18 protein-coding genes are annotated in these 20,531 nt (G+C 73.0%); 3 read left to right on the forward strand and 15 right to left on the reverse strand.

All coding sequences use genetic code 11. From position 1 onward, the window contains the following. Positions 1 to 70 precede the first annotated feature (70 nt). From AB0F52_RS40740 to nadA, 4 genes are all read right to left on the reverse strand, one after another. A complete protein-coding gene (locus AB0F52_RS40740) occupies positions 71 to 1,207 on the reverse strand; it encodes a S8 family serine peptidase (RefSeq protein ID WP_360183005.1) in 1,137 nt (378 codons plus the stop codon). A gap of 88 nt (positions 1,208 to 1,295) precedes the next feature. Beyond that, positions 1,296 to 2,189, reverse strand: a complete 894-nt coding sequence (gene nadC / locus AB0F52_RS40745) for a carboxylating nicotinate-nucleotide diphosphorylase (RefSeq protein WP_360182869.1) — start codon at positions 2,187 to 2,189, stop codon at positions 1,296 to 1,298. Then, a complete protein-coding gene (locus AB0F52_RS40750) occupies positions 2,186 to 3,829 on the reverse strand; it encodes an L-aspartate oxidase (protein WP_360182871.1) in 1,644 nt (547 codons plus the stop codon). The genes nadC and AB0F52_RS40750 overlap by 4 nt, the downstream gene beginning before the upstream one ends. Further along, entirely contained in the window at positions 3,826 to 4,836 is a 1,011-nt protein-coding gene (gene nadA, locus AB0F52_RS40755) for a quinolinate synthase NadA (protein WP_013224102.1), read from the reverse strand. Before nadA ends, AB0F52_RS40750 begins: the two co-directional genes overlap by 4 nt. 112 nt (positions 4,837 to 4,948) lie before the next feature. Here nadA and AB0F52_RS40760 point away from each other — a divergent pair, with 112 nt between their 5' ends. Together AB0F52_RS40760 and AB0F52_RS40765 are read left to right on the forward strand one after the other, a co-directional pair. Further along, positions 4,949 to 5,581 (forward strand): NUDIX domain-containing protein, encoded by a 633-nt coding sequence (locus tag AB0F52_RS40760; RefSeq protein ID WP_360182873.1) that lies wholly within the window; start codon positions 4,949 to 4,951, stop codon positions 5,579 to 5,581. Positions 5,582 to 5,621: 40 nt separating this feature from the next. Next, positions 5,622 to 6,338 (forward strand): LON peptidase substrate-binding domain-containing protein, encoded by a 717-nt coding sequence (locus AB0F52_RS40765; RefSeq protein WP_360182875.1) that lies wholly within the window; start codon positions 5,622 to 5,624, stop codon positions 6,336 to 6,338. A gap of 1 nt (position 6,339) precedes the next feature. Here the strand turns inward: AB0F52_RS40765 and AB0F52_RS40770 are convergent, their stop codons facing one another. From AB0F52_RS40770 to AB0F52_RS40815, 10 genes are all read right to left on the reverse strand, one after another. Then, positions 6,340 to 7,380, reverse strand: coding sequence for a M48 family metallopeptidase (locus AB0F52_RS40770; RefSeq protein WP_360182877.1), 1,041 nt, complete (start codon positions 7,378 to 7,380; stop codon positions 6,340 to 6,342). A 48-nt stretch (positions 7,381 to 7,428) separates the two neighbouring features. Further along, positions 7,429 to 8,025, reverse strand: coding sequence for a DUF2567 domain-containing protein (locus AB0F52_RS40775; RefSeq protein WP_360182879.1), 597 nt, complete (start codon positions 8,023 to 8,025; stop codon positions 7,429 to 7,431). Positions 8,026 to 8,453: 428 nt separating this feature from the next. Then, the gene (locus AB0F52_RS40780) at positions 8,454 to 8,669 is read right to left on the reverse strand and encodes a hypothetical protein (protein WP_360182881.1); all 216 of its coding nucleotides are present in this window, start codon (positions 8,667 to 8,669) and stop codon (positions 8,454 to 8,456) included. Further along, positions 8,656 to 9,636, reverse strand: coding sequence for a biotin synthase BioB (bioB, locus tag AB0F52_RS40785; RefSeq protein WP_360183007.1), 981 nt, complete (start codon positions 9,634 to 9,636; stop codon positions 8,656 to 8,658). Before bioB ends, AB0F52_RS40780 begins: the two co-directional genes overlap by 14 nt. Before the next feature lie 112 nt (positions 9,637 to 9,748). Beyond that, positions 9,749 to 10,468, reverse strand: coding sequence for a dethiobiotin synthase (gene bioD, locus AB0F52_RS40790; protein WP_360183009.1), 720 nt, complete (start codon positions 10,466 to 10,468; stop codon positions 9,749 to 9,751). A 265-nt stretch (positions 10,469 to 10,733) separates the two neighbouring features. Beyond that, positions 10,734 to 12,917, reverse strand: coding sequence for a bifunctional SulP family inorganic anion transporter/carbonic anhydrase (locus tag AB0F52_RS40795; RefSeq protein WP_360182883.1), 2,184 nt, complete (start codon positions 12,915 to 12,917; stop codon positions 10,734 to 10,736). 252 nt (positions 12,918 to 13,169) lie between these two features. Then, complete coding sequence (locus tag AB0F52_RS40800; protein WP_360182885.1) at positions 13,170 to 15,416, reverse strand: bifunctional SulP family inorganic anion transporter/carbonic anhydrase; 2,247 nt, start codon at positions 15,414 to 15,416, stop codon at positions 13,170 to 13,172. A gap of 207 nt (positions 15,417 to 15,623) precedes the next feature. Then, on the reverse strand, positions 15,624 to 16,904 hold the full coding sequence (locus AB0F52_RS40805) for an adenosylmethionine--8-amino-7-oxononanoate transaminase (RefSeq protein WP_360182887.1): 1,281 nt from the start codon (positions 16,902 to 16,904) through the stop codon (positions 15,624 to 15,626). Between the two features lie 117 nt (positions 16,905 to 17,021). Continuing rightward, a complete protein-coding gene (locus AB0F52_RS40810; protein WP_360182889.1) occupies positions 17,022 to 18,233 on the reverse strand; it encodes a cytochrome P450 in 1,212 nt (403 codons plus the stop codon). Positions 18,234 to 18,256: 23 nt separating this feature from the next. Further along, positions 18,257 to 18,670 carry an SRPBCC domain-containing protein gene (locus tag AB0F52_RS40815; protein WP_360182891.1) on the reverse strand — a complete coding sequence of 138 codons (414 nt, stop codon included), beginning with the start codon at positions 18,668 to 18,670 and terminating at the stop codon, positions 18,257 to 18,259. 64 nt (positions 18,671 to 18,734) lie between these two features. Here AB0F52_RS40815 and AB0F52_RS40820 point away from each other — a divergent pair, with 64 nt between their 5' ends. Beyond that, positions 18,735 to 19,349, forward strand: coding sequence for a uridine kinase (locus AB0F52_RS40820; protein WP_360182893.1), 615 nt, complete (start codon positions 18,735 to 18,737; stop codon positions 19,347 to 19,349). On the opposite strand, the gene AB0F52_RS40825 is transcribed toward AB0F52_RS40820, so the two are convergent. Further along, the gene (locus AB0F52_RS40825; protein WP_103339843.1) at positions 19,346 to 20,503 is read right to left on the reverse strand and encodes a glycosyltransferase family 4 protein; all 1,158 of its coding nucleotides are present in this window, start codon (positions 20,501 to 20,503) and stop codon (positions 19,346 to 19,348) included. The two genes, AB0F52_RS40820 and AB0F52_RS40825, sit on opposite strands and share 4 nt — an antisense overlap. Between the last annotated feature and the right edge of the window lie 28 nt (positions 20,504 to 20,531).

Below are 20,531 nucleotides of genomic sequence, written 5' to 3' on the forward strand. Positions count from 1 at the left end.
TCTCGCGTGATTGAGCGGGCATCACTCGTGATTGGAGGGGCATCACTCGTGATTGCGAGGTCGACACGGCTTACGGGGTGAAGCGGGTGGGGCGCCAGGCTCGGCGGCGGGCGCGGCGGATCGCCGCCACCGTCACTCCGGCGGCCGCGGCCAAGGCGACCCCGGCCAGGGCGATCGTGCCCGCGGGGACGTCCGGCGGGCGGGGTGCCGGGGCCGCGGCCGGGACCACCACCGGTGCCGGGGCCGCCTGCGGAACCGCGCCCGGCGGGGGGACGTCGGCCGGCAGGGTCGAAGACACCGCCGCGTAGGCGTCCAGGACTCCCCAGCCCAGCCGCGGGTCGTGGCCACCGGACGGCGGGCGGTGGGCCGTCAACGTCAAGCGCGTGACGACCTGGTCGCCGGACAGCTCCGGGTGGTACGCCCGCACCAGCGCCACGACGCCGGCGACGTACGCCGCCGCGAGGCTCGGGTCGGTCACCGGCCAGCGGTGGGCCACCGCGCCGCCCGCGCCCGCCGACGTGCTCACCAGCTCCGCTCCCGGCGCCGCGACGCCGACGTAGTCCCCCGCTTCCGTCTGCACCGGCTCGCCCGCGGCGTTCACCGAGCCGACGGCCAGGACGCCGGACGTCGCCGTCGGGTACGTCCGCGCGCCCTGCTGGGTCGCCGACGCCGCCGAGACGACCACCGCCCCTTTCGCGCGCGCCCGCGAAACCGCCGCCGCCAACGCCGGGCTGTCGGCCGCCGCGGGCACGGCGACCAGGATCACGCCCGCCCGGCGGTCCGCCGCCCGGTCGATCGCCCCGGCGAGCGCGCCCGGATCACCGCCGTCGCCGGTGGTGTACCGGATCGGCAGCAGCCGCACGCCGGGTGCGACGCCGGCGAACGTCGTCGACGGATCCGGCTGGGCGCCGACGATCCCGGCCGCGATCGTGCCGCGGCCGTCGCAGTCCGTGCGCTCGGTGCCGGCGCCGCTGTCGAGCTGGCCGGGTGCGAACTGCGTGTTCTGCGCGTCGACGCCGGTGCCGACCACGGCCACCAGCTGGCCGCCGCCGCGCGTCAGCGGCCACAGCCGCGCCGGGTCGACCAGGCGCTGGCCCCACGGGACCTCGCCGGTGTAGGTGCCGGACGGGTTCGCGCAGCCCTGTGCCGAAGCGGCCGGCGCGCAATAGCCGCCCGACACCGCCACGAGGCCCGCCACCGCGAGCACCGCCGGTAACCGCACCCGCACCCCCGAAGCCGAAAGACGGTGGCGGACAAGGAAGTCCGCCACCGTCAGTCTAGCCCGGAACGCCCCCTCAGCGAAGGTCCATGCCGAGATCCAGCGCGGGCGACGAATGGGTCAGCCCGCCCACCGACAGATAGTCCACACCGGACCGCGCGTAGGCCCTACCACGGTCGATGGTGAGCCCACCAGAGGATTCCAGCCGCGTCTTCGGGGAGACTTCGTCGCGGCGCGCCACCGCCCGGCGGCACTCCTCCGGCGTGAAGTTGTCCAGCAGCACCTCGTCCGCCCCGGCGGACAGGGCTTCCTCGAGCTGGTCCAGGGTGTCGACCTCGACCTCGCAGGCCAGTTCCGGCGCGTGCGCCCGGGCCGCGGCCAGCGCCGCCGTCACCGAACCGGCGGCGACGACGTGGTTGTCCTTGATCAGCACCGCGTCGCCGAGGCCCAGCCGGTGGTTGACGCCGCCACCGCAGCGGACGGCGTACTTCTGCAGCAGCCGCAGCCCCGGCAACGTCTTGCGGGAGTCCCGGATCGCGCAGCCGGTACCGTCCACTTCGGACACCCAGGCGGCGGTCGCGGTGGCGACGCCGGAGAGGTGGCACAGCAGGTTCAGCGCCGTGCGCTCGGCGGTGAGCAGCCCGCGCACCGGGCCGGCCAGCACCAGCGCCGGCTCCCCCGCGACCAGCCGGTCGCCGTCTTCGCGCCGGGCCAGCACCTCGTAGCCGTCGCCCAGCACCATGTCGAACACCGCGAGCGCCACCGGCAGGCCGGCGACCACGCCGTCGACGCGCGGGGTCAGCTCGGCGACCGCCACCGCCGAAGCGGGCACGGTCGACGCCGTCGTCGCGTCGGGCCCGTACCGCAGGTCCTCGCCGAGCGCCGTGGTGACCACGCGCGTGACGTCGTCGACGTCGAGGCCCGCCGCCGCGATCAGGCGCCGGACGGCTTCGGAGATCGGGAACGTCATGCCACGCCCTCCAGGGGGATCGGGTCGGTCAGCACGGGCTGACCGGACGGGCTGAGCCGGATGTGCTGGCTGCGCCGCCAGCCGTCGTCGCGCGCCGGGAAGTCGGTCCGCACGTGGCAGCCCCGCGACTCGGTGCGCCGGACGGCCGCGGCCAGCAACGCCTGCGCCACCACGGTCAACGCCGCGTCCTCGACCGCCGCGTGCGTCCACAAGGGAGTGTCCGAAATCGACAGATCGAGCACGGAACCGGCCGCCGCCAGCCCGTCGGCGTCCCGGCCGATCGCCGCGTACCGGCTCATCACGCGCTGCAGGGAGTCGCGGTCCGCCGCCGGCGCGCCGGTCCGCGACGGCAGCCGGCCGCGTGCGGGATCGGCCAGCAGCCCGGCCGCGAGGTCCGCCGCGACGGCCTCCGCGACACGCTGCCCGACGACCAGGCCTTCGAGCAAGCTGTTGGACGCCAAGCGGTTCGCGCCGTGCAGCCCGGTCCGCGCGACCTCGCCGGCCGCGTACAGCCCGGCCACCGACGAGCGTCCGTCCACAGTGGTCACCACCCCGCCGCACGAGAAGTGCGCCGCCGGGGTCACCGGGATCGGGTCCACGGTGGGGTCGAGGCCCAGCGCCGCGCACGCCGCGAACACCGTCGGGAACCGCTGCGCGAACCCCGCGATCGAAGTCGCGTCGAGGAAGACGTGGTCGTCGACGCCGCCCGGCGCGGTCGCCATCCGCCGCGTGATCGCCGCCGAAACGACGTCGCGCGGCGCGAGGTCGCCGAGCGGGTGCACGCCCCGCATCACCGGCAGGCCGGCGCCGTCGACCAGCGTCGCGCCCTCCCCGCGCACCGCCTCGGTGACCAGCGGGCAGCGGCCGCGCGCGCCCGGGGTGTAGAGCACGGTCGGGTGGAACTGCACGAACTCGATGTCCGCGACGGTCGCGCCGGCCCGCAGCGCGAGCGCGAGCCCGTCGCCGGTGGCGATCTCCGGGTTCGACGTCGCCTGGTAGAGCTGCCCGATCCCGCCGCTGGCCACCAGCACCGCCGAAGCGCGGACGACGCCGGGCACGCCGTGGCGGTCCAGCACCGTCACGCCGGCCACCCGCCCGCCGGGGGTGCGCAGCGCGTCGACGGCGATGTGGTGCTCCAGCACCGGCACCCCCGCCTGCCCGGCCTGCGCGACCAGGGCGCGTTCGACCTCGGCGCCGGTCGCGTCGCCGCCCGCGTGGATCACGCGGAACGCGCTGTGCCCGCCCTCGCGGGCCCGGGCGAGCAGGCCGTTGCCGGAAGCGTCGAACCGCGCGCCGTCGGCCCGCAGCCGGGCGACCGCGGCCGGCCCGCCGTCGAGGATCGAGCGCACCGCCGCCTCGTCGCACAGGCCGGCGCCCGCGGTGAACGTGTCCTCCGCGTGCTTGGCGACGGAGTCGTCGAGGTCGTGCTGGTCTTCCAGGACCACGGCGACGCCGCCCTGGGCCCAGCGCGTGTTGCCGTCCGCGACGGCGGCCTTGGTGATCACCAGGACGTGCAGCCCGAGGGCCTGCGCCCGCAGCGCCGCGGTCAACCCCGCGACGCCGCTGCCGATCACGACCAGGTCGGCGCGCGCTTCCCAAACCGGGGTTTTCGCCCGTGGGTCACTAACCGGCGGCGTCATTCGCCGCCGCCGGGCTGCCCGATCTCGATCATCCGCTGCACCGAAGCCCGCGCGCGGGCGGCCGTCTCGACGTCGACGTGGACCTCGTCGAGGCCGTCGCGCAGGCAGCGCAGCAGCGCTGCGGGCGTGATCATCTTCATGTACCGGCAGGACGCGCGGTCGTTCACCGCGCGGAAGTCGATGCCCGGCGCGGCCTTGCGGAGCTGGTGGATCATGCCGATCTCGGTGGCCACCAGCACGGTCTTGGCCTTGGTGTCGCGCGCCTCGTGGACCATGTCGCCGGTGGAGAGGATCTTGACCCGCTCCGGCGCCACGGCACCCTCGCCGGCCAGGTAGAGCGCCGACGTCGCGCAGCCGCATTCGGGGTGGATGAACAGGTCGGCGTCCGGCTCCGCGGCCGCGCGCTCGGCCAGCTCGGCGCCGTTGATGCCCGCGTGGACGTGGCACTCCCCGGCCCAGACGTGCACGTTCTCCCGGCCGGTGACGCGCTTGACGTGCGCGCCGAGGAACTGGTCCGGCAGGAAGAGAACTTCCTGGTCAGCGGGGATGGAGGCGACCACGTCGACCGCGTTCGAGGACGTGCAGCAGATGTCGGTCTCGGCCTTGACCTCGGCCGTGGTGTTGACGTAGGAGACGACCACCGCGCCCGGGTGCTCGGCCTTCCAGGCGCGCAGCTCGGCGCCGGTGATGGAGTCGGCCAGCGAGCAGCCGGCCCGCGCGTCCGGGATCAGCACCGTCTTTTCCGGCGCCAGGATCTTCGCGGTTTCGGCCATGAAGTGCACGCCGCAGAAGACGATGGTGGACGCGTCACTGCTCGCCGCGATCCGGCTGAGCGCGAGGGAGTCGCCGGTGTGGTCGGCGATGTCCTGGATCTCCGGGACCTGGTAGTTGTGCGCGAGCAGGACCGCGTCGCGCTGCTTCGCCAGGCGCCGCACCTCCTCCGCCCAGGCCGCGTTCGCCTCGACCCCGCCGTAGGGGGTGAGATCTTGTTCGAGCGTCGAAGTCATGCTGGCCCTCCTGGACCTGTCTCCGGTTTTCGCCTTACAATCGAAAACCGTGCGAAGTCATCTTAACACCCAGGCCCCCCTGGCCCACGAGGTTTTGGGCGCGGTCCTTCAAGTGCGCTCGGACACACTGCGGGTGCTGCTGTGGCGGCGCGCGCTCGACCCGCACCTCGGCCGCTGGTCGCTGCCGGGCGGCCGGCTGCGCCCCGACGAGGACGTCGAGACGTCGATCCGGCGCCAGCTCGCCGAGAAGGTGGACGTCCGCCAGCTCAAGCACGTCGAGCAGCTCGCGGTGTTCAGCAATCCGGACCGGGTGCCGGGCCCGCGCGTGGTGGCGACGGCGTTCCTCGGCCTGGTCCCGTCCGACGTCGACCCCGAGGTGCCCGAAGACACCGAGTGGCACGACGTCGCGAAGCTGCCGCGCACGGCGTTCGACCACGAGGCGATCGTGCTGCGCGCCCGCGACCGGCTGCGGTCGAAGCTTTCGTACACGAACCTCGGCTTCGCGCTCGCGCCCGACGAGTTCACGATTTCGGCGTTGCGCGGCCTGTATTCGGCGGCGCTGGGCTACCGCGTCTCGGCGACCAACCTGCAGCGGGTGCTGTCCCGCCGCGGGCTGCTGGTGCCGACCGGCCACACGGCCGCGCCGGGCCGCGCGGGCGGCCGTCCCGCGGCGTTGTTCTCCTTCGCCGGCAAGGGCATGCAGATCACCGACCCCTTTGCGGTGTTCAAACCGCCCAACCGGTGACCATCCTGCGGCGAAGGCGTTCTGCCCGTACGGTTGACGCGTGACCGAGCCGGAATCGGATAGTGACGCGACGACGACGATCCTGCCGTTGTTCCCGCTCCAGACCGTGCTGCTGCCCGGCACCAACCTCCCGCTGCACATCTTCGAACCGCGGTACCGGCAGCTGATGGCGGACCTGGTGGGCGGCACGGTGCCGGGCCGCGAGTTCGGCGTGGTCGCCCTGCGGTCGTCGCTCACCCGCGAGGTCCGTGGTCTGGACCAGTTGTACGAAATCGGCTGCAGCACGGTGCTGCGCGAGGCGAAACGCCTGCCGGACGGCCGGTTCGACGTGGTGACGCAGGCGCAGCGCCGCTTCCGCCTGCGCGACCTCGACTGCGTCTCGGCGCCGTACCTGATCGCCTCGGTGGAATGGGTCGACGACGACCCGGTGACCCCGGCCGGCGGCATGGCCGAGCGCCTGGCGACGGTCGCCCGCGCGGCGCACCAGCGGTACTGCGAAACGGCGTGGCGCAGCGACGACTGGCACGCCCCGGACCCGGACACGACGATCGCCGAGCTGGCCTACGTGCTGGCGGCGGACTGCCTGCTGCCGCTGGAGGACCGCCAGCGGTTGCTGGAAGAACGCCACCCGCTGCGCCGGCTTCGCATCGCGTGCCGGCTGCTGACGCGGGAGGCGGGCTTCCTGCACACGCTGGGCGCGGTGCCGCTGCCCCCGGGCGAGCTGACCGATCTGAGCCGACCGGCCAGCTTGAACTGACTCAGTCCGCGGCGCCGTTCCCGTTCCCGTTGCCGAACTTGTTCCACACCTTGCCCGCGGCGCCCGAAACCGCCTCGCCGACGTCGCTGAACACCTTCGTCAGCGGGTCCGTCGACGAGTTCCACGATTCCTTGTACGACTGGGCCGCCGACTTCAGGTCGTCCTTCCAGTCCGACGACGGGCTTTCGGCATCCCGGCGCAGGTAGTCGCCGGCCAGGATCGCGCGGTAGTTCTCCGAGGCCGCCCACTTCTGCAGCTGCGCCGCGCGGACCACCGCGAACGGGTGCGACTCCGTCTCGACCGACCTCAGCTTCAGGAAGCTGTCGCGGATGTCCTCGACCGACTCGTATTCCGCGGCCTGCTGGAGGAACGACGGGACGTCGATGCGCGCCGGGTCGATGCCGCCCGCCACCTGGATCTGGGCGCGCAGCGCCGCCGTCGGGTTCTGGCTGCACAACAGGCCGGCGCGGTCGCACGACAGCTCGGCCTTGCGGAACCACTCGCGCAGCGCCGCGATGATCGCGCGGATGCCGAGCGCGCTGACCGGCGTCCAGGACATCGCCAGCTGCAGGCTGATCAGGCGCACCATGATCGTGCGGTAGACCGCGTGCCCGGAGAGCACGTGCCCCATCTCGTGGCCGAGCACGAACCGCAGGGACTCCTGGTTCATCAGCTCGACGAGCCCGGTGCTGATCGCGATGAACGGCTCGTCCATGCCGACCGTCTGCGCCTGGATCTGGGCGTTCTGGAAGACGAACAGGTTCGGCACCGCGGGCAGGTCCAGCGTCTCGGCGCATTCGTGGCGCAGCCGGTCGAGCTCCGGGTACTGCTTCGGCCCGACGCGAATCGACGACGCGAGCGCCATCAGCCGCTCGCCGCGCTCGTTGTAGAAGCCCGAAACGGCCTTGACGACCTGGGCGAAGCCGGGCACCGCGCGCAGCGTGGCGAGCGCGCCGCGGTCCACCGGGTGCTCGTACGCGCGTGGGCTGATGCCGGGAAAGCGGACGGCGTTGTGCCGCGAAACCTCGATGTCCTCGGTCACTGCTGGATCCCCCCTGTAGGTGACGGACACCACCTTAGGGGAAAGCGATCAGCCGAGGCGGCGGCCCAGGTCGTCGCGACCGTTCCAGGTGGCCAGCAGGCTGTAGGCGATCGACACGCCGAGCGGGCCGGTCAGCAGCACCCACCACGACTCCAGGCGCGGCGCCAGCTCGATCACCGACCCCAGCGCGGGCGGGCTGGAGATGGCGTAGTGGCTGTTCGCCCAGCCGACGCCGAGCAGCATCGCGAGCGCGCCGGCGAGCGCGACGCCGAGCACCGCGGCGAGGAACACCACCGGCCCGCGCCGTTCGCGCAGCAGCCAGCAGACGACGCCGACGACGATCCCCAGCCCGAGCATGAGGAACCCGAAGACGGCCAAGTCGTCGAACCGGTGCCAGCTTTCCAGCTCCAGGGCGCCCTGGGTGCCGTCGGCGGCGACGATGCGCACCCGTTCCGGCGGGGCGAGCCGGGACCACGCGAAGGCGAGCGGGAAGCTCAGCAGGCTCAGGGTGCCGAGCACGCTGATGGCGGGCAGCAGGTCGGCCTTCACGACGACGCGCGGCCGCCGCTCCCGGAACAGCACGGGCACCGACCACGGGCCGGACACGGCCGACGGCCGGTGCGCGGGCCCCGACGACTCACTCACCCGGACTCCCTCCTGCGATCAGTGCCACCGAGCGTAACCGGTCGATGCGGGGACGCGGTGAGCCGCTCGCCGTGTCGGCCACGCGGGGCCAGGCGGGCGGTAGTGAACGATCTGGTTAGTTACATCCAAGCACCGGTCCGCGCTGATGAACGATCTGGTCCGTTACGCGCCGCGCCAGGCGGCACAATGAACGATCTGGTTCGTTACAGCCTCGCAGCGAGGCAAGCCGATGAACGATCCGGTCCGTTACACCTCGCAGGTGCGCCGACTAATGAACGATCTGGTCCGTTACCGAGCTAGGCCAGCCAGCGCAATGAACGATCTAGTTCGCCACACCCCGCAGCACGCAGGCTAATGAACGATCTGGTCCGTTACCGAGCCACGCCAACCAGCCAATGAACGATCCGGTTCGTTACCCTACGCGGCCGTCAGCCGCTCGCGGTCTCGCCGTGCCGGCTGCAGCGGGCCGTCCAGCCGAGCGGGCTGACCTGGACCACCAGCCGGCGCGCGCAGAACGTGCAGTACCGCGGCGGTTCCAGCGCCGTCCGGGGGTTGTGGCACGCCGGGTGGTCCGCCCCACCCGGCGACTCCTGTCCACAATGGACGCAAAAGGCAGCGGCTGTCGCAGCGTCAGAGGCTGTCACTGAGCGCCTTGATGGGCATCTTGAGCTCGTCCAGCATCTCCAGGTCCGCCGAAGCCGGCCGGCCCAGGTTGGTCAGGTAGTTGCCGACGATGATCGCGTTGATGCCGCCGAGCATGCCCTGCTCCGCGCCGAGGTCGCCCAGCGTCAGCTCGCGGCCGCCGGCGAAGCGCAGCATCGTGCGCGGCATCGCGAGCCGGAACGCCGCGACCGTCCGCAACGCGTCGCGCCCCTCGACGATCTCGTAGTTCTCGTACGGTGTGCCCGGCTGCGGGATGAGGAAGTTCATCGGCACCTCGTGCGGGTTCAGCTCGGCCAGCTGCACGGCGAACTCCGCGCGCTGCTCGACCGTCTCCCCCATGCCGATGATGCCGCCGCAGCAGACCTCCATGCCCGCGTCGGCCACCATGCGCAGGGTGTCCCAGCGCTCTTCCCACGTGTGCGTCGTGACCACCGACGGAAAGTGCGAGCGCGCCGTCTCGAGGTTGTGGTTGTAGCGGTGGACGCCCATGTCGACGAGCTCGTCGACCTGCTCCTGCGTCAGCATGCCCAGCGAGCAGGCGATCTGGATGTCGTTCCCGTCCTCGCGGATCGCGCGAACGCCCTCGCGGACCTGCGAAAGCAGCCGCTGGTCCGGGCCGCGGACGGCGGCGACGATGCAGAACTCCGTCGCGCCGGTTTCGGCGGTCTGCCGGGCGGCCTTGACCAGGTTCGGGATGTCGAGCCACGCCGAGCGCACCGGTGTCGGGAAGCGGCCGGACTGGGAGCAGAAGTGGCAGTCCTCGGGGCAGCCGCCGGTCTTCAGGCTGATGATGCCCTCGACCTCGACCTCCGGCCCGCACCAGCGCATCCGCACCTCGTGCGCCAGGGCGAGGAGGTCGGGTAGCCGGTCGTCAGGCAGCCGGAGCACGTCGAGGACCTGCTGTTCACTCAGGCCGACGCCGTTTTCGAGGACCTGCTCGCGCGCCATGGCGAGAACATCGGTGTCCGGGACTGCGGTCACGGGCGGCTCCTTGATCGAGGTGGTGCGGAAAGCGTCCCTCATCGTGCACGAAGGTACGTCGAGGCGACAGCGATGCAGGTCACTTCCCGGCAGAAGCGCAACCGGCGAAAAGTTCCGGGTCGAATTCGCCGCCGAACCACGGCGAGAGCCCGGCCCGGGCCGCGGCCAGGAAGTCCTCGCGGGAGGACTGGCCGAGGCCGGCCGGCAGCACGCCGAGCAGGGGCGCCCCCGCCGCGACCGGCAGGTCTTCGAGGTTGGACAGCGCCGCGAGGTCCGGTTCGGCCGGCCACGCGCCGATGATCACGCCGGCGACGGTCAGCCCGCGCTTGCCGGCGACCTCGGCGGTGAGCGCGGTGGCGTTGAGCGTGCCGAGACCGGCCTCGGCCACGATGATCACGAGCGAGCCGAGTGACCAGGCGACGTCGGCGAGGCTGGCGCCGGTGCGGTCGAAGCGCACGAGCAGGCCGCCGGCGCCCTCGATGAGGGTGAGGTCGTGCGCGGTGTCGAGGTCGGAGGCGGCCTGGGCGATTTCGCCGGGATCGAGCGCCGGCAGCCCGCTGCGCCGGGCGGCGGCCTCCGGGGACAGCGGATCCGGGTAGCGGCGCAGTTCGCGCGTGGTGACGTCCGGTCCGGCGAGCCGGACGACGTCCTGGAGGTCACCGGGCTCATCGGGCCGCACCCCGGTCTGGGCCGGCTTCAGCACGGCCACCCGCTGTCCCCCGGCCACCGCCACGGCCGCGATCGCCGCCGTGGTGATCGTCTTGCCGACCCCGGTCCCGGTTCCCGTCATCACCAGCATGGTCACGGGCCATCAACATAGTGACTCCGGGCCCGGGTGCGCACGCGGGCCGTGGTCAGAGCGGCCGGCGGACCTCGCGGCGCCGGACTTCACGGGCCCGCGGTGGCGGGCCACCGTGCGCCGCTGCCGCCCGCGCGAGGCGAGCCCGGCCCACGCGAGGCGAGCCGGCCCCCGCGGTGCGAGCCCGGCCCGCCGGAAGCCGCGGAGCGAGCCGGGACCGCCGGAAGCGGACCCGGCTCGCACCTCGGGCAACGCGTGCGGCGGGTCAGGCGCCCGGCACCACCACCGGCGCCCCGGCCGGGCGGAACGTCCGCTCGGCCGCGTCGAACATGTACACCTGGGCGTCGCCGACGTGGAAGTACATCGCCGTCAGCTGCAGCTTCCCGGCGGACTCGGCCGCCGCCACCGACGGGTACTCGCGCAGGTGCTCCAGCTGCTGGAGCACGTTGTGCAGCGCCAGCCGATCACCTTCCCGGTCCGGGACCCCGCCGTCGAGGGTGGCCGAGCCGAGCCGGTGCGCGCTCGGTTCGGCGTGGTGCAGCCAGGCCGACAGCGGCCCCGGCGGCGGACCGTCGGCCAGCGCCGCCATGGCCCCGCACGAAGAGTGGCCGCACACCACGATCTCCTCGACCCCGAGGACGCCCACCGCGTACTCGATCGACGCGTTCATCGACGCGTCCGCCTGGCCCGGCGGCACCAGGTTGCCGATGTTGCGGATGGTGAACAGGTCGCCCGGCCCGCTCGTCGTGATCAGGTTCGGCACGATCCGGGAATCGCCGCAGGTGATGAACAGGGTGCGCGGCCGCTGGCCGTCGGCCAGGCCCGACAGCGTGTCGCGCAGCAGCGGGGCCGCGCGGCGGTGGAACTCCGTGGCGCCGCGGCGGGTCTGCTGGGCCGGGATCTCGATCCCTTCCGCCGCCTGCCACTCCGACCACGGTGCGAGCCAGCGCGGCACCGCCCGGCTCGCGGCGACCCGGGACCGCGTCGGGCGGCCCGCCTTGCCCTCGCCGAACCAGGGGTGGCCGACCTCGTCGACCTCCACCGTGCCGCCGGCGCGCTCGTACGCCTGCTGCCAGGTGTGCAGGCTCTCGAACGCGGCGTGGTCGAGGTAGTCGACGACCAGCTCCAGCCGCACGGTGACCCCGCCGGGGACGGTCCCGAGCACCTTCGACAGCCGCGGCACCGACAGGAACGTCAGGACGCCTTCGACGACGACGCGCCAGTCCTCGCCTTCGCGTTCGACGTGGATGCCCGACCAGACCGTGCGGCGCAGCATCAGCACCACCGCCAGCCCGATGCCCGCCAGCACGCCGGTGAGCAGGTCGAACACGACGACGCCGGCGAGGGTGAGCAGGTACACGGGCAGGTCGCCGTGGGCCAGCACGGTCTTCATGTGCCCGGGGTTGACCAGCTTCGCGCCGACGTGCACGAGCAGCCCGGCCAGCGCGGCCAGGGGGATGCTCTGGATCAGCCCGGCGAGCAGGACGACGAACAGCAGCACCCAGAGGCCGTGCAGCACCGCCGACGCCCGGGACTTCGCCCCGGCGGTGACGTTGGTGGAGCTGCGGACGATGACACCGGTGACGGGCAGGCCGCCCAGCGCTCCGGAGAGCATGTTGGCCGCGCCCTGGCCGACCAGTTCGCGGTCGAGGTTGGCGCGCGGGCCGGTGTGCATGCGGTCGACCGCGACCGCCGAGAGCAGGCTCTCCACGCTGGCGATCAGCGCGATCGTGACGACGGCGAGGGCGAACCCGCTCCAGCCGCCGTCCGGCAACTGCGGGACGAGGTGGACGTTCAGCAGGTCACCGGGCAGTTCGACGCGCGGGAGCGTCATCCCGAACGCGACCGACACCACCGTGGCCACCGCGATCGCGGCGAGCGGCCCCGGCACCTTGCGGACCGCTGCCGGCAGCTTCGGCCAGATCAGCAGGAGGCCGATGGTGATCAGGCCGACGATGGTGGCGGAGTCGTGGTGGGCGATGATCTGGGCGGGCAGCTCGGCGACGTTCTCCACGGCCGAGCTCTGGGCTTTGCCGCCGAGGATGACGTGCAGCTGGCCGAGCACGATCGTGACGCCGATGCCGGCCAGCATGCCGTGCACGATCGCCGGCGAGATGGCCAGCGCGGCCCGCGCGATGCGGCTCAGCCCCAGCAGGATCTGGCACGCGCCGGCGGCGACGGTGATCGCGCAGGTGACGACCCACCCGAAGGTCTGGATGGTTTCGGCCATGACCACGGTCAGACCGGCGGCGGGCCCGCTGACTTGCAGCGCGGAGCCGCCGAGCGCGCCGGCGACCACGCCGCCGACGACGGCGGCCACCAGCCCGGCGGCGACCGGGGCACCCGAAGCGAGGGCGATGCCGAGGGACAGGGGAACAGCTACGAGGAAGACGACCAGTGAGGCCGGCAGGTCGTGTCGGAGCACGGCGAGGGGTCTCATGATCACCATGCAACCGGAAATCGAGTGAAATGTCCGCTATGTTCCACCCGATCGAGTGAACGACTGGCGATAATTCACCCTTATGTCATAAATCGGACAGGGCGTTAACAGAGCGGTAACACAGCACCGCCTGTCACCCGACAGTTGAAACCGTTACCACACAAGGGTTTCACCGAGGCGTCGAGCGCCCGGGTGGGCGCCGGGTGCGGCGAAGGCCGCCTCCGGAGCACGAGGTGTCCGGAAGCGGCCTTCGGTCCGCGATCAGTGCTCCAGCGCCCCCGCGGGGACGAACCCGCGCGCGGCATTGTCCAAAAGGGACACTTGCGCCGCGCCGACGTCGAAGTACATCCCGGTCAGCCGCAGCGCACCCCGCTCCAGGGCCGCCGCGACCACCGGGTAGCCGCGCAGCGTTTCCAGCTGCTGCACCACGTTCTGCAGGGCCAGCTGGTCGGCCTCGGCGGCCGGCCGCTCGCCGCCGAGCAGCAGCGGTGCCTCGCGGCTGCGGCGCCGGAGCGTCGCTTCGCCGTGGCGCAGCCAGCTGCCGAGCTGGTCGAGCCCGGCCGGGGCGCGGCCGAGCAGCGCCTTCATCGCCCCGCAGCCGGAATGGCCGCACACCACGATTTCGGCCACCTCGAGCACCCCGACGGCGTACTCGATCGCCGCGCCGACCGACGAGTCCGTGCCGTCGGCCGGCGGCACGAGGTTGCCGATGTTCCGCACCGTGAACAGGTCGCCCGGCCCGCTGGTGGTGATCAGGTTCGGCACGATCCGCGCGTCGCCGCAGGTGATGAACAGCGTGTGCGGCTGCTGGCCGTGCGCCAGCCCGCTCCACGTGTCGCGCAGCAGCGGCGCCGTGCGGCGCTGGAACTCCGAAGCACCGCGGCACAGCAGGGAACTGGCGGTGCGCTGGGCGGGCAGCACGACGTGCTCGGCCTGCCACTCCGACCACGGCGCGAGCCACCGCGGCACGACGCGCGCGGCGACGCTGCGGCGCACGGTCGGCTCCCCCGCGCGGCCGCGGCCGAACCACGGGTGCCCGATCTCGTCGACCGTGACGCACCCGGCGTGCGCCTGCTGCCAGCCGCGCAGGCAGTCGAACGCGGCGTGGTCGAGGTAGTCGACGTGCAGCTCGAGGGTGACCTCGGCGTGCGGGGGCACCTCGGCGAGCACGCGGGTCAGCCGCGGCACGGACAGGAACGTCAGCGCGCCTTCGATGACGACGCGGTGCCGGTCACCCGCCCGTCCTGTGCTTTCCCTTTCGACGTGGATGCCGGAGAAGATCATCCGCCGCAGCATCATCGCCAGGGCCAGCAGGACCCCCGCCGCGACGCCGGTGAGCAGGTTGACGGCCACCGCACCGGCCAGGGTGACGGCGTACACCGGCAGGTCGCCGTGGCGCCGCACTTCCTTGAGCCCGTGGAGGTTCACCAGCTTCGTCCCGACGTACACCAGCAGCGCGGCCAGCGCCGCCAGCGGGATCTGCCGCAGCACGCCGGTGAGCAGCAGGCAGGCGGCGAGGATCCAGCCGCAGTGCAGGATCGCCGACGCCCGGGTGCGCGCGCCGGCCTCGAAGTTGGTCATGCTGCGCACGATGACGCCGGTGACGGGGAAGCCGCCGAGCGCGCCGGCGGCGACGTTCGCCGCGCCCTGCCCGATGAGTTCGCGGTCGAGGTCGGTGCGCGGGCCGCCGCGGAGCTTGTCCACCGAGACCGCGGACAGCAGGCTCTCCAGGCCGGCGATGAGCGCGATGGTGACCGCGGCGACGGCGAAGCCGCTCCAGCCGCCGTCCGGCAGCCGCGGCACGAGGTGCAGCGAGGGCAGCCCGGCGGGGAGGTCGACGCGCGGCAGGCTCATGCCGGTCGCGATGGAGAGGCCGGTGGCCAGCGCGACGGCCGCCAGCGGGGCGGGCACGCGGCGGACGGCGTTCGGCAACCGCGGCCAGGCCAGCAGGACGCCGAGGGTGACGACGCCGATCAGCACGGCCTGGTCGTGGTGCGCGGCGACCTGCCCGGGCAGCGCCAGGACGTTGGCCAGCGCGGAACCCTGGGCCGAGCCGCCGAGGACGACGTGCAGCTGGCCGAGCACGAGCGTGACGCCGATGCCGGCGAGCAGGCCGTGCACGACCGCCGGGGACACGGCCAGCGCGGCGCGGGCGGCCCGGGTGAGGCCGAAGAGGATCTGGAACAGGCCCGCGGCGACGGTGATCGCGCAGGTGACGGGCCAGCCGTGGGTGGCGATCGTGTCGGCCAGCACCACGGTGAGGGCGGCGGAGGGGCCGCTGACCTGCAGCGGCGATCCGCCGAAGAGGCTCGCGACCAGCCCGCCGACGACGGCGGAGATCAGGCCCGAGAGCAGCGGCGCCCCGGCGGCGAAGGCCACGCCGAGGGACAGGGGGACGGCGACGAGGAAGACGACTATCGACGCGAGGAAATCGTGCTTGAGGTTCTCCAGGTGCTCGGAGTGCTTCGGGGGTCCGGTGTCGTGCTCGCCACGAACGATCTCGATCATGGGGGCAGGATCGCCGAAACCGCGCGAAAAGTCTGCTACGCAAGCATTTCTCGCGTTCGGCCGGGTACAGGATGGACCGGCGGGAGCCGCCTCGTCACACTTGCCCCTCCGCCGTTCGCGTGGTTTCGATCATGCTCTGCCACGCAGCGCGACGGTGAGGCACCTTCGGGTCTCGGTGTGCCGGTGGTCACACCCGATGTGCTGAATTCAGGCCTTTTCGGCGACCGCGAGCATCGCGCGGGTGATCACGGCGAGGTCGTCGTCAGTCGAAACGTACGGCGGCATGGCGTAGACGAGGTCCCGGAACGGCCGCAGCCAAGCCCCGTGCGCGGTGACGACGTCCGTCGCGACGGCCATGTCGACGGGGTGGTCGAGCTGCAGCACGCCGATCCCGCCCAGGACCCGCACGTCGGTCACGGCGGGCAGGTCGCGCGCCGGGGCCAGGCCGTCGAGCAGGCCTTTTTCGAGCCGGGTGACGTCGGTGCGCCAGCCGCCGCCGGCCAGCAGCCCGAGGGAGGCGTTGGCGACGGCCGAGGCGAGCGGGTTGCCCATGAACGTCGGGCCGTGCGCGAGGACGGGCAGTTCGCCGCGCGCGATGCCGGCGGCGACCTCCGGGGTGCACAGGGCGGCCGCCATGCTCAGGTAACCCCCGGTGAGTGCCTTGCCGACGCACATGACGTCGGGCGTGACACCGGCGTGCTCGGCGGCGAACAGCGCGCCGGTGCGGCCGAAGCCGGTCGCGATCTCGTCGAAGATCAGCAGCACGTCGTGCGCTTCGGTGAGTTCCCGCAGGGCACGCAGGTAGGCGGGGTGGTGGAACCGCATCCCGCCGGCGCCCTGCACCACGGGTTCGACGATCACCGCGGCGAGTTCGTCCTCGTGCCGCTCGATTTCCGCGGCCAGGAGGTCCACATAGGACTGGTCGGGCGGGGTGTCGAAGCCGGACGGCGGCGCGGGCACGAAGACCTGTTCGGGCAGGACCCCGCGCCACAGCGAGTGCATGCCGCCGTCGGGGTCGCAGACGCTCATCGGGGTGAAGGTGTCCCCGTGGTAACCGCCGCGCCAAGTGAGCAGCCGCCGTTTCCCGGGCAGCCCGCGAGAGCGTTGGTACTGCAGGCACATCTTCGCGGCGACTTCGACCGAGACGGAACCGGAGTCGCAGAGGAAGACGTGCTCGAGGCCGTCGGGGCTGAGGTCGGCCAAGGTCTTCGCGAGGGTGATGGCGGGTTCGTGGGTGAGGCCCCCGAACATGACGTGGCTCATCCGCCCGGCTTGCGCGGCGAGGGCGGCGTCGAGCACGGGGTGCCGGTAGCCGTGGATGGCCGACCACCAGGAAGACATGCCGTCGACGAGTTCCCGGCCGTCGGAGAGCTTCAGCCGGACGCCGCTCGCCTCGGTCACCAGCAGGGCCGGCACCTTCGCCGGCATCGGCGCGTAGGGGTGCCAGACGTGCTGGGCGTCCAAGGCGAGCAGGTCGGCGGAGTCCATCCGCCGACCCTACGACACCGCCTCAGCCGGGTTCCCGCGCCTCGGCGGCGGGTGGAACCGACCGGCCGGAATCCGCCCGGCCCGCCCCATCCCCTCGCTCCCCGGCCCGGAGCGCCCTCACAACCGGACCGGCAGCGTCTCCAACCCGTGCACCAGCGAACTCGGCCGGTAGACCAGCTCGTCCGCCTTCGCGTCCAGCGCCAGCCCCGGGAACCGTTCCAGCAGCCCGCCGAGCGCGATCTCCGCCTCCAGCCGCGCCAGTGGCGCCCCCACGCAGTAGTGGATCCCGTGCCCGAACGCCAGGTGTCCCCCGGCCGCGCGCGTGATGTCCAGCTTGTCCGGCTCCGGATACCGCTCCGCGTCGCGGTTGGCGCCCAGCAGGGAAACCAGGACGAACTCGCCCTCCGGGATCGTCACCCCGGCCACCTCCACCGGCTCCGCGGTGAACCGCAGCGTCGCCAGGTGGATCGGGCCGTCGAACCGCAGGAACTCCTCCACCGCGCCCGGCAGCAGTTCCGGCTCCGCGCGCAGCCGGGCCAGCTGCTCCGGCTCGCGCAGCAGCGCCAGCACGGCGTTCGCGATCAGGTTGACCGTGGTCTCGTGGCCCGCCACCAGCAGCAGGAACGCCATCGACACCAGCTCGGGCTCGGACAGCGAATCGCCGTCGTCGCTCGCGTGCACCAGGTCCGACAGCAGGTCTTCGGCCGGCTCGGCGCGCTTCTGGGCGATCAGGTCGGTCAGGTAGGCGAACATGCTCGCCGCCGCGGCCTGCACCGGCTCCGGCCGGACCGACGCGCTCAGCAGCGTCTTGGACCAGCCGGAAAACTCCGCGCGGTCCTCTTCGCGCACGCCGAGCAGCTCGCAGATCACCGTGATCGGCAGTGGCGCGGCGAACGACGCCACCAGGTCGGCCCGCTCCTGCCCGGCCAGCGCGTCGAGCAGCTCCGCGGTGATCTCCTCGACCCGCGGCCGCAGGCGCGACACCGTCCGCGCGGTGAACGCCTTGTTCACCAGCTTCCGCAGCCGCGTGTGGTCCGGCGGGTCCGAGTTCAGCATGTGCCAGCTCAGGTCCTGCCCGAGGCCGTTCTGCAGCAGCTCCGGCGGCAGCTTCCGTTCGAACACCTCGCGGATGCCCTGGCTGTTCTTCCGCAGCCGCGGATCGGCCAGCAGCGCCCGCGCCTCCGCGAACCCGGTGACCAGGTAGCAGGGCAGCCCCCGCGGTGGCAGCCGCACCCGGCGGACCGGGCCGCCCCCGCGCAGCAGTTCCGCGAACAGGTGCGCGTCCTGCGCGAAGTCTTCGGCCACCTCGACGATTTCGTCGGTCGTCATCCCAGCCCCCAGAACTCACGGCGTCAGCGTTCGGCGAGTGCCGCCACGACGCGCTCGGTCACGTCCTGCCAGTATGCCCGCTGCTGCTCGCGCTCTTCCGCGTCCGCAAGCCATTCCTGGTGGAACCGCAGCGTGGTCTTGCCTCCCGCCCCGCTCAGCCGCACCTGCACGGTCGAGTCGTGGTCCCAGTCGCTCGGCCGCCACGTGAGCCGCACGCGGTCGCCGTCGGCGAAGCCGCGGATCTCGCCGACCGTGCCGTTCGCCGTTTCGTACTCCACGCCCGGTTCCCTGGGCAGTTCGACACCGGGGCCGAGCCAGATCGTGACGCCCTCGCGGCTGACCAGGAAGTCCCACACCACCTCGGCCGGGTACGGCAAGGTGCGCGAAACGCCGATGTTCCACCCGACATCGGCCGTCTTCCCCACTGAAGAAGTCATGTCCTCATCTTCCCACCGGGGTACGACAAAAACGCCGGGCGGCCCGGGTGGAGGATGGGAACCCGTGCGCTACCGCCCGATCTCCCCCGCCGTCCTCGCCGAAGAACTCACCGACCGCATCGACGCACTGACCTCGCCGCGGATCGCGGTGGCCGTCGACGGCGCGGCGGGCGCCACCGGCACCGCGGAACTCGCCGACGCCCTGGTCGATCCGCTGCGCCTGCGCGGCCGCGCGACGCTGCGCGTGTCGGCCCGCGACTTCCTGCGTCCCGCGTCCCTGCGCTTCGAACACGGCCGCACGAACCCCGACGCCCGCTACACCGACTGGCTGGACCTCGGCGCCCTCCGCCGCGAAGTCCTGGAGCCGCTGAAGGGTTCCGGCGAGGTCCTGCCGTCGCTGTGGGACGCCGAACGCGACCGCGCCACCCGCGCCGAGCGGGTGCCGCTGCCCGAGGGCGGGGTCGTGCTCCTCGACGGCGAACTGCTGCTCGGTGCCGGGCTGGCCGTCGACCTGGCCGTGCACCTGTGGCTCTCCCCCGCCGCCCTGCGCCGCCGCGTGCCGGACGCCTGGGCGGTCCCGGCCTACGAGCGCTACGAGGAGGAGGTGGATCCGAGCTCGCTCGCCGACGTCGTGGTGCGCGTCGACGATCCCCGGCACCCGGCGCTCTACACGCCTTAGCGGACCGCGGCCACCGGATCGCCGTCCAGCAGGCCGGACAGCCGCCGCGCCATGACGTCCCAGCGCCAGTTCGCCGTCACCCACTCGCGGCCGGCCTGGCCCATCCGGCGCGCGCGCACCGGGTCGGCCAGCAGGCTGGTCAGGGTCTCGCTCAGCTGGACGACGTCCCGGCCTTCGACTACGTGCCCGGTGACCTCGTCGAGCACCGCTTCGGGCGCCCCGCCGGAGTTGCCGGCGACCACCGGCAGCCCGGTCGCCGAGGCCTCCAGGTAGACGATCCCGAGGCCTTCGACGTCGAGCCCCTTGCCCCGGGTGCGCGCGGGCATCGCGAAGACGTCGCCGGCGGTGTAGTGCGCCGGCAGCTCGGCCCACGGCACCGATCCGGTGAGCACGACGTCGCGCTCCAGGCCGAGCTCGGTGACCAGTTCGGTGAGCTTCTTGCGGTACGGGCCGCCGCCGACCAGCAGCAGGGCCGCGTCCGGGACGCGCTCGCGGATCGCCGGCAGCGCGCGGATCAGCTGGTCCTGACCCTTGCGCGGGACCAGCCGCGACACGCAGACGACGGTCGGCCGGTCGCCGAGGCCGTGGCGGGCGCGGATCTCCGCGCGCGCGGCGGGATCCGGCCGGAACACCTCGGTGTCGACGCCGGAGGGCAGCAGCTCCAGCCCGGCCATCGCGCCGAACGCCGCGGCGAAGCGGGCGCGGGTGTACCGGCTGACGTAGGTGACGACGTCGGCGGTGTCGCCGATCCGCCGCAGCGCCTGCCGCGAAGCCGGGAGCATCGACCAGCCGACCTCGTGGCCGTGCGTCGACGCGACGACGCGGCGCGCCCCGGCCCGGCGCAGCGGGTGCCCCAGCAGCGCGAGCGGCGCCGCGGCACCGAACCAGACGGCTTCGCAGTCCCGCGCCCGCATGATCTGCTTCGCCCGGCGGAGCACGTCCGGCGTCGGCAGCATCAGCGACGTCGGGTGCCGGACGACCTCGAACGGCGCCTCGGCGTCGAACTCCTCGTGCGACCCCGTCCGCGACTCCCACGACGGCGCGTAGACGACCAGGTCGTCCGCCGGCAGCCGGGTGGCGAGGGAGTTCAGGTAGTTCTGGATCCCCCCGGGCCGGGGCGGGAAGTCGTTGGTCACGAGCAGGGTCTTGAGCACGCCCAAAGGCTAGCCATCCACACCGGAG

Source organism: Amycolatopsis sp. NPDC024027 (assembly GCF_040638975.1).
Classification (GTDB): Bacteria; Actinomycetota; Actinomycetes; order Mycobacteriales; family Pseudonocardiaceae; genus Amycolatopsis.

What these genes read in the sequence shown, in the direction of transcription:
- nadC (WP_360182869.1), bottom strand. Translation starts at nt 2,189, where the DNA reads ATGACGTTCCCGATCTCCGAAGCCGTCCGGCGCCTGATCGCGGCGGCG.
- AB0F52_RS40750 (WP_360182871.1), bottom strand. Translation starts at nt 3,829, where the DNA reads ATGACGCCGCCGGTTAGTGACCCACGGGCGAAAACCCCGGTTTGGGAA.
- nadA (WP_013224102.1), bottom strand. Translation starts at nt 4,836, where the DNA reads ATGACTTCGACGCTCGAACAAGATCTCACCCCCTACGGCGGGGTCGAG.
- bioB (WP_360183007.1), bottom strand. Translation starts at nt 9,636, where the DNA reads ATGGCGCGCGAGCAGGTCCTCGAAAACGGCGTCGGCCTGAGTGAACAG.
- bioD (WP_360183009.1), bottom strand. Translation starts at nt 10,468, where the DNA reads ATGCTGGTGATGACGGGAACCGGGACCGGGGTCGGCAAGACGATCACC.
- AB0F52_RS40795 (WP_360182883.1), bottom strand. Translation starts at nt 12,917, where the DNA reads ATGGTGATCATGAGACCCCTCGCCGTGCTCCGACACGACCTGCCGGCC.
- AB0F52_RS40800 (WP_360182885.1), bottom strand. Translation starts at nt 15,416, where the DNA reads ATGATCGAGATCGTTCGTGGCGAGCACGACACCGGACCCCCGAAGCAC.
- AB0F52_RS40805 (WP_360182887.1), bottom strand. Translation starts at nt 16,904, where the DNA reads ATGGACTCCGCCGACCTGCTCGCCTTGGACGCCCAGCACGTCTGGCAC.
- AB0F52_RS40810 (WP_360182889.1), bottom strand. Translation starts at nt 18,233, where the DNA reads ATGACGACCGACGAAATCGTCGAGGTGGCCGAAGACTTCGCGCAGGAC.
- AB0F52_RS40815 (WP_360182891.1), bottom strand. Translation starts at nt 18,670, where the DNA reads ATGACTTCTTCAGTGGGGAAGACGGCCGATGTCGGGTGGAACATCGGC.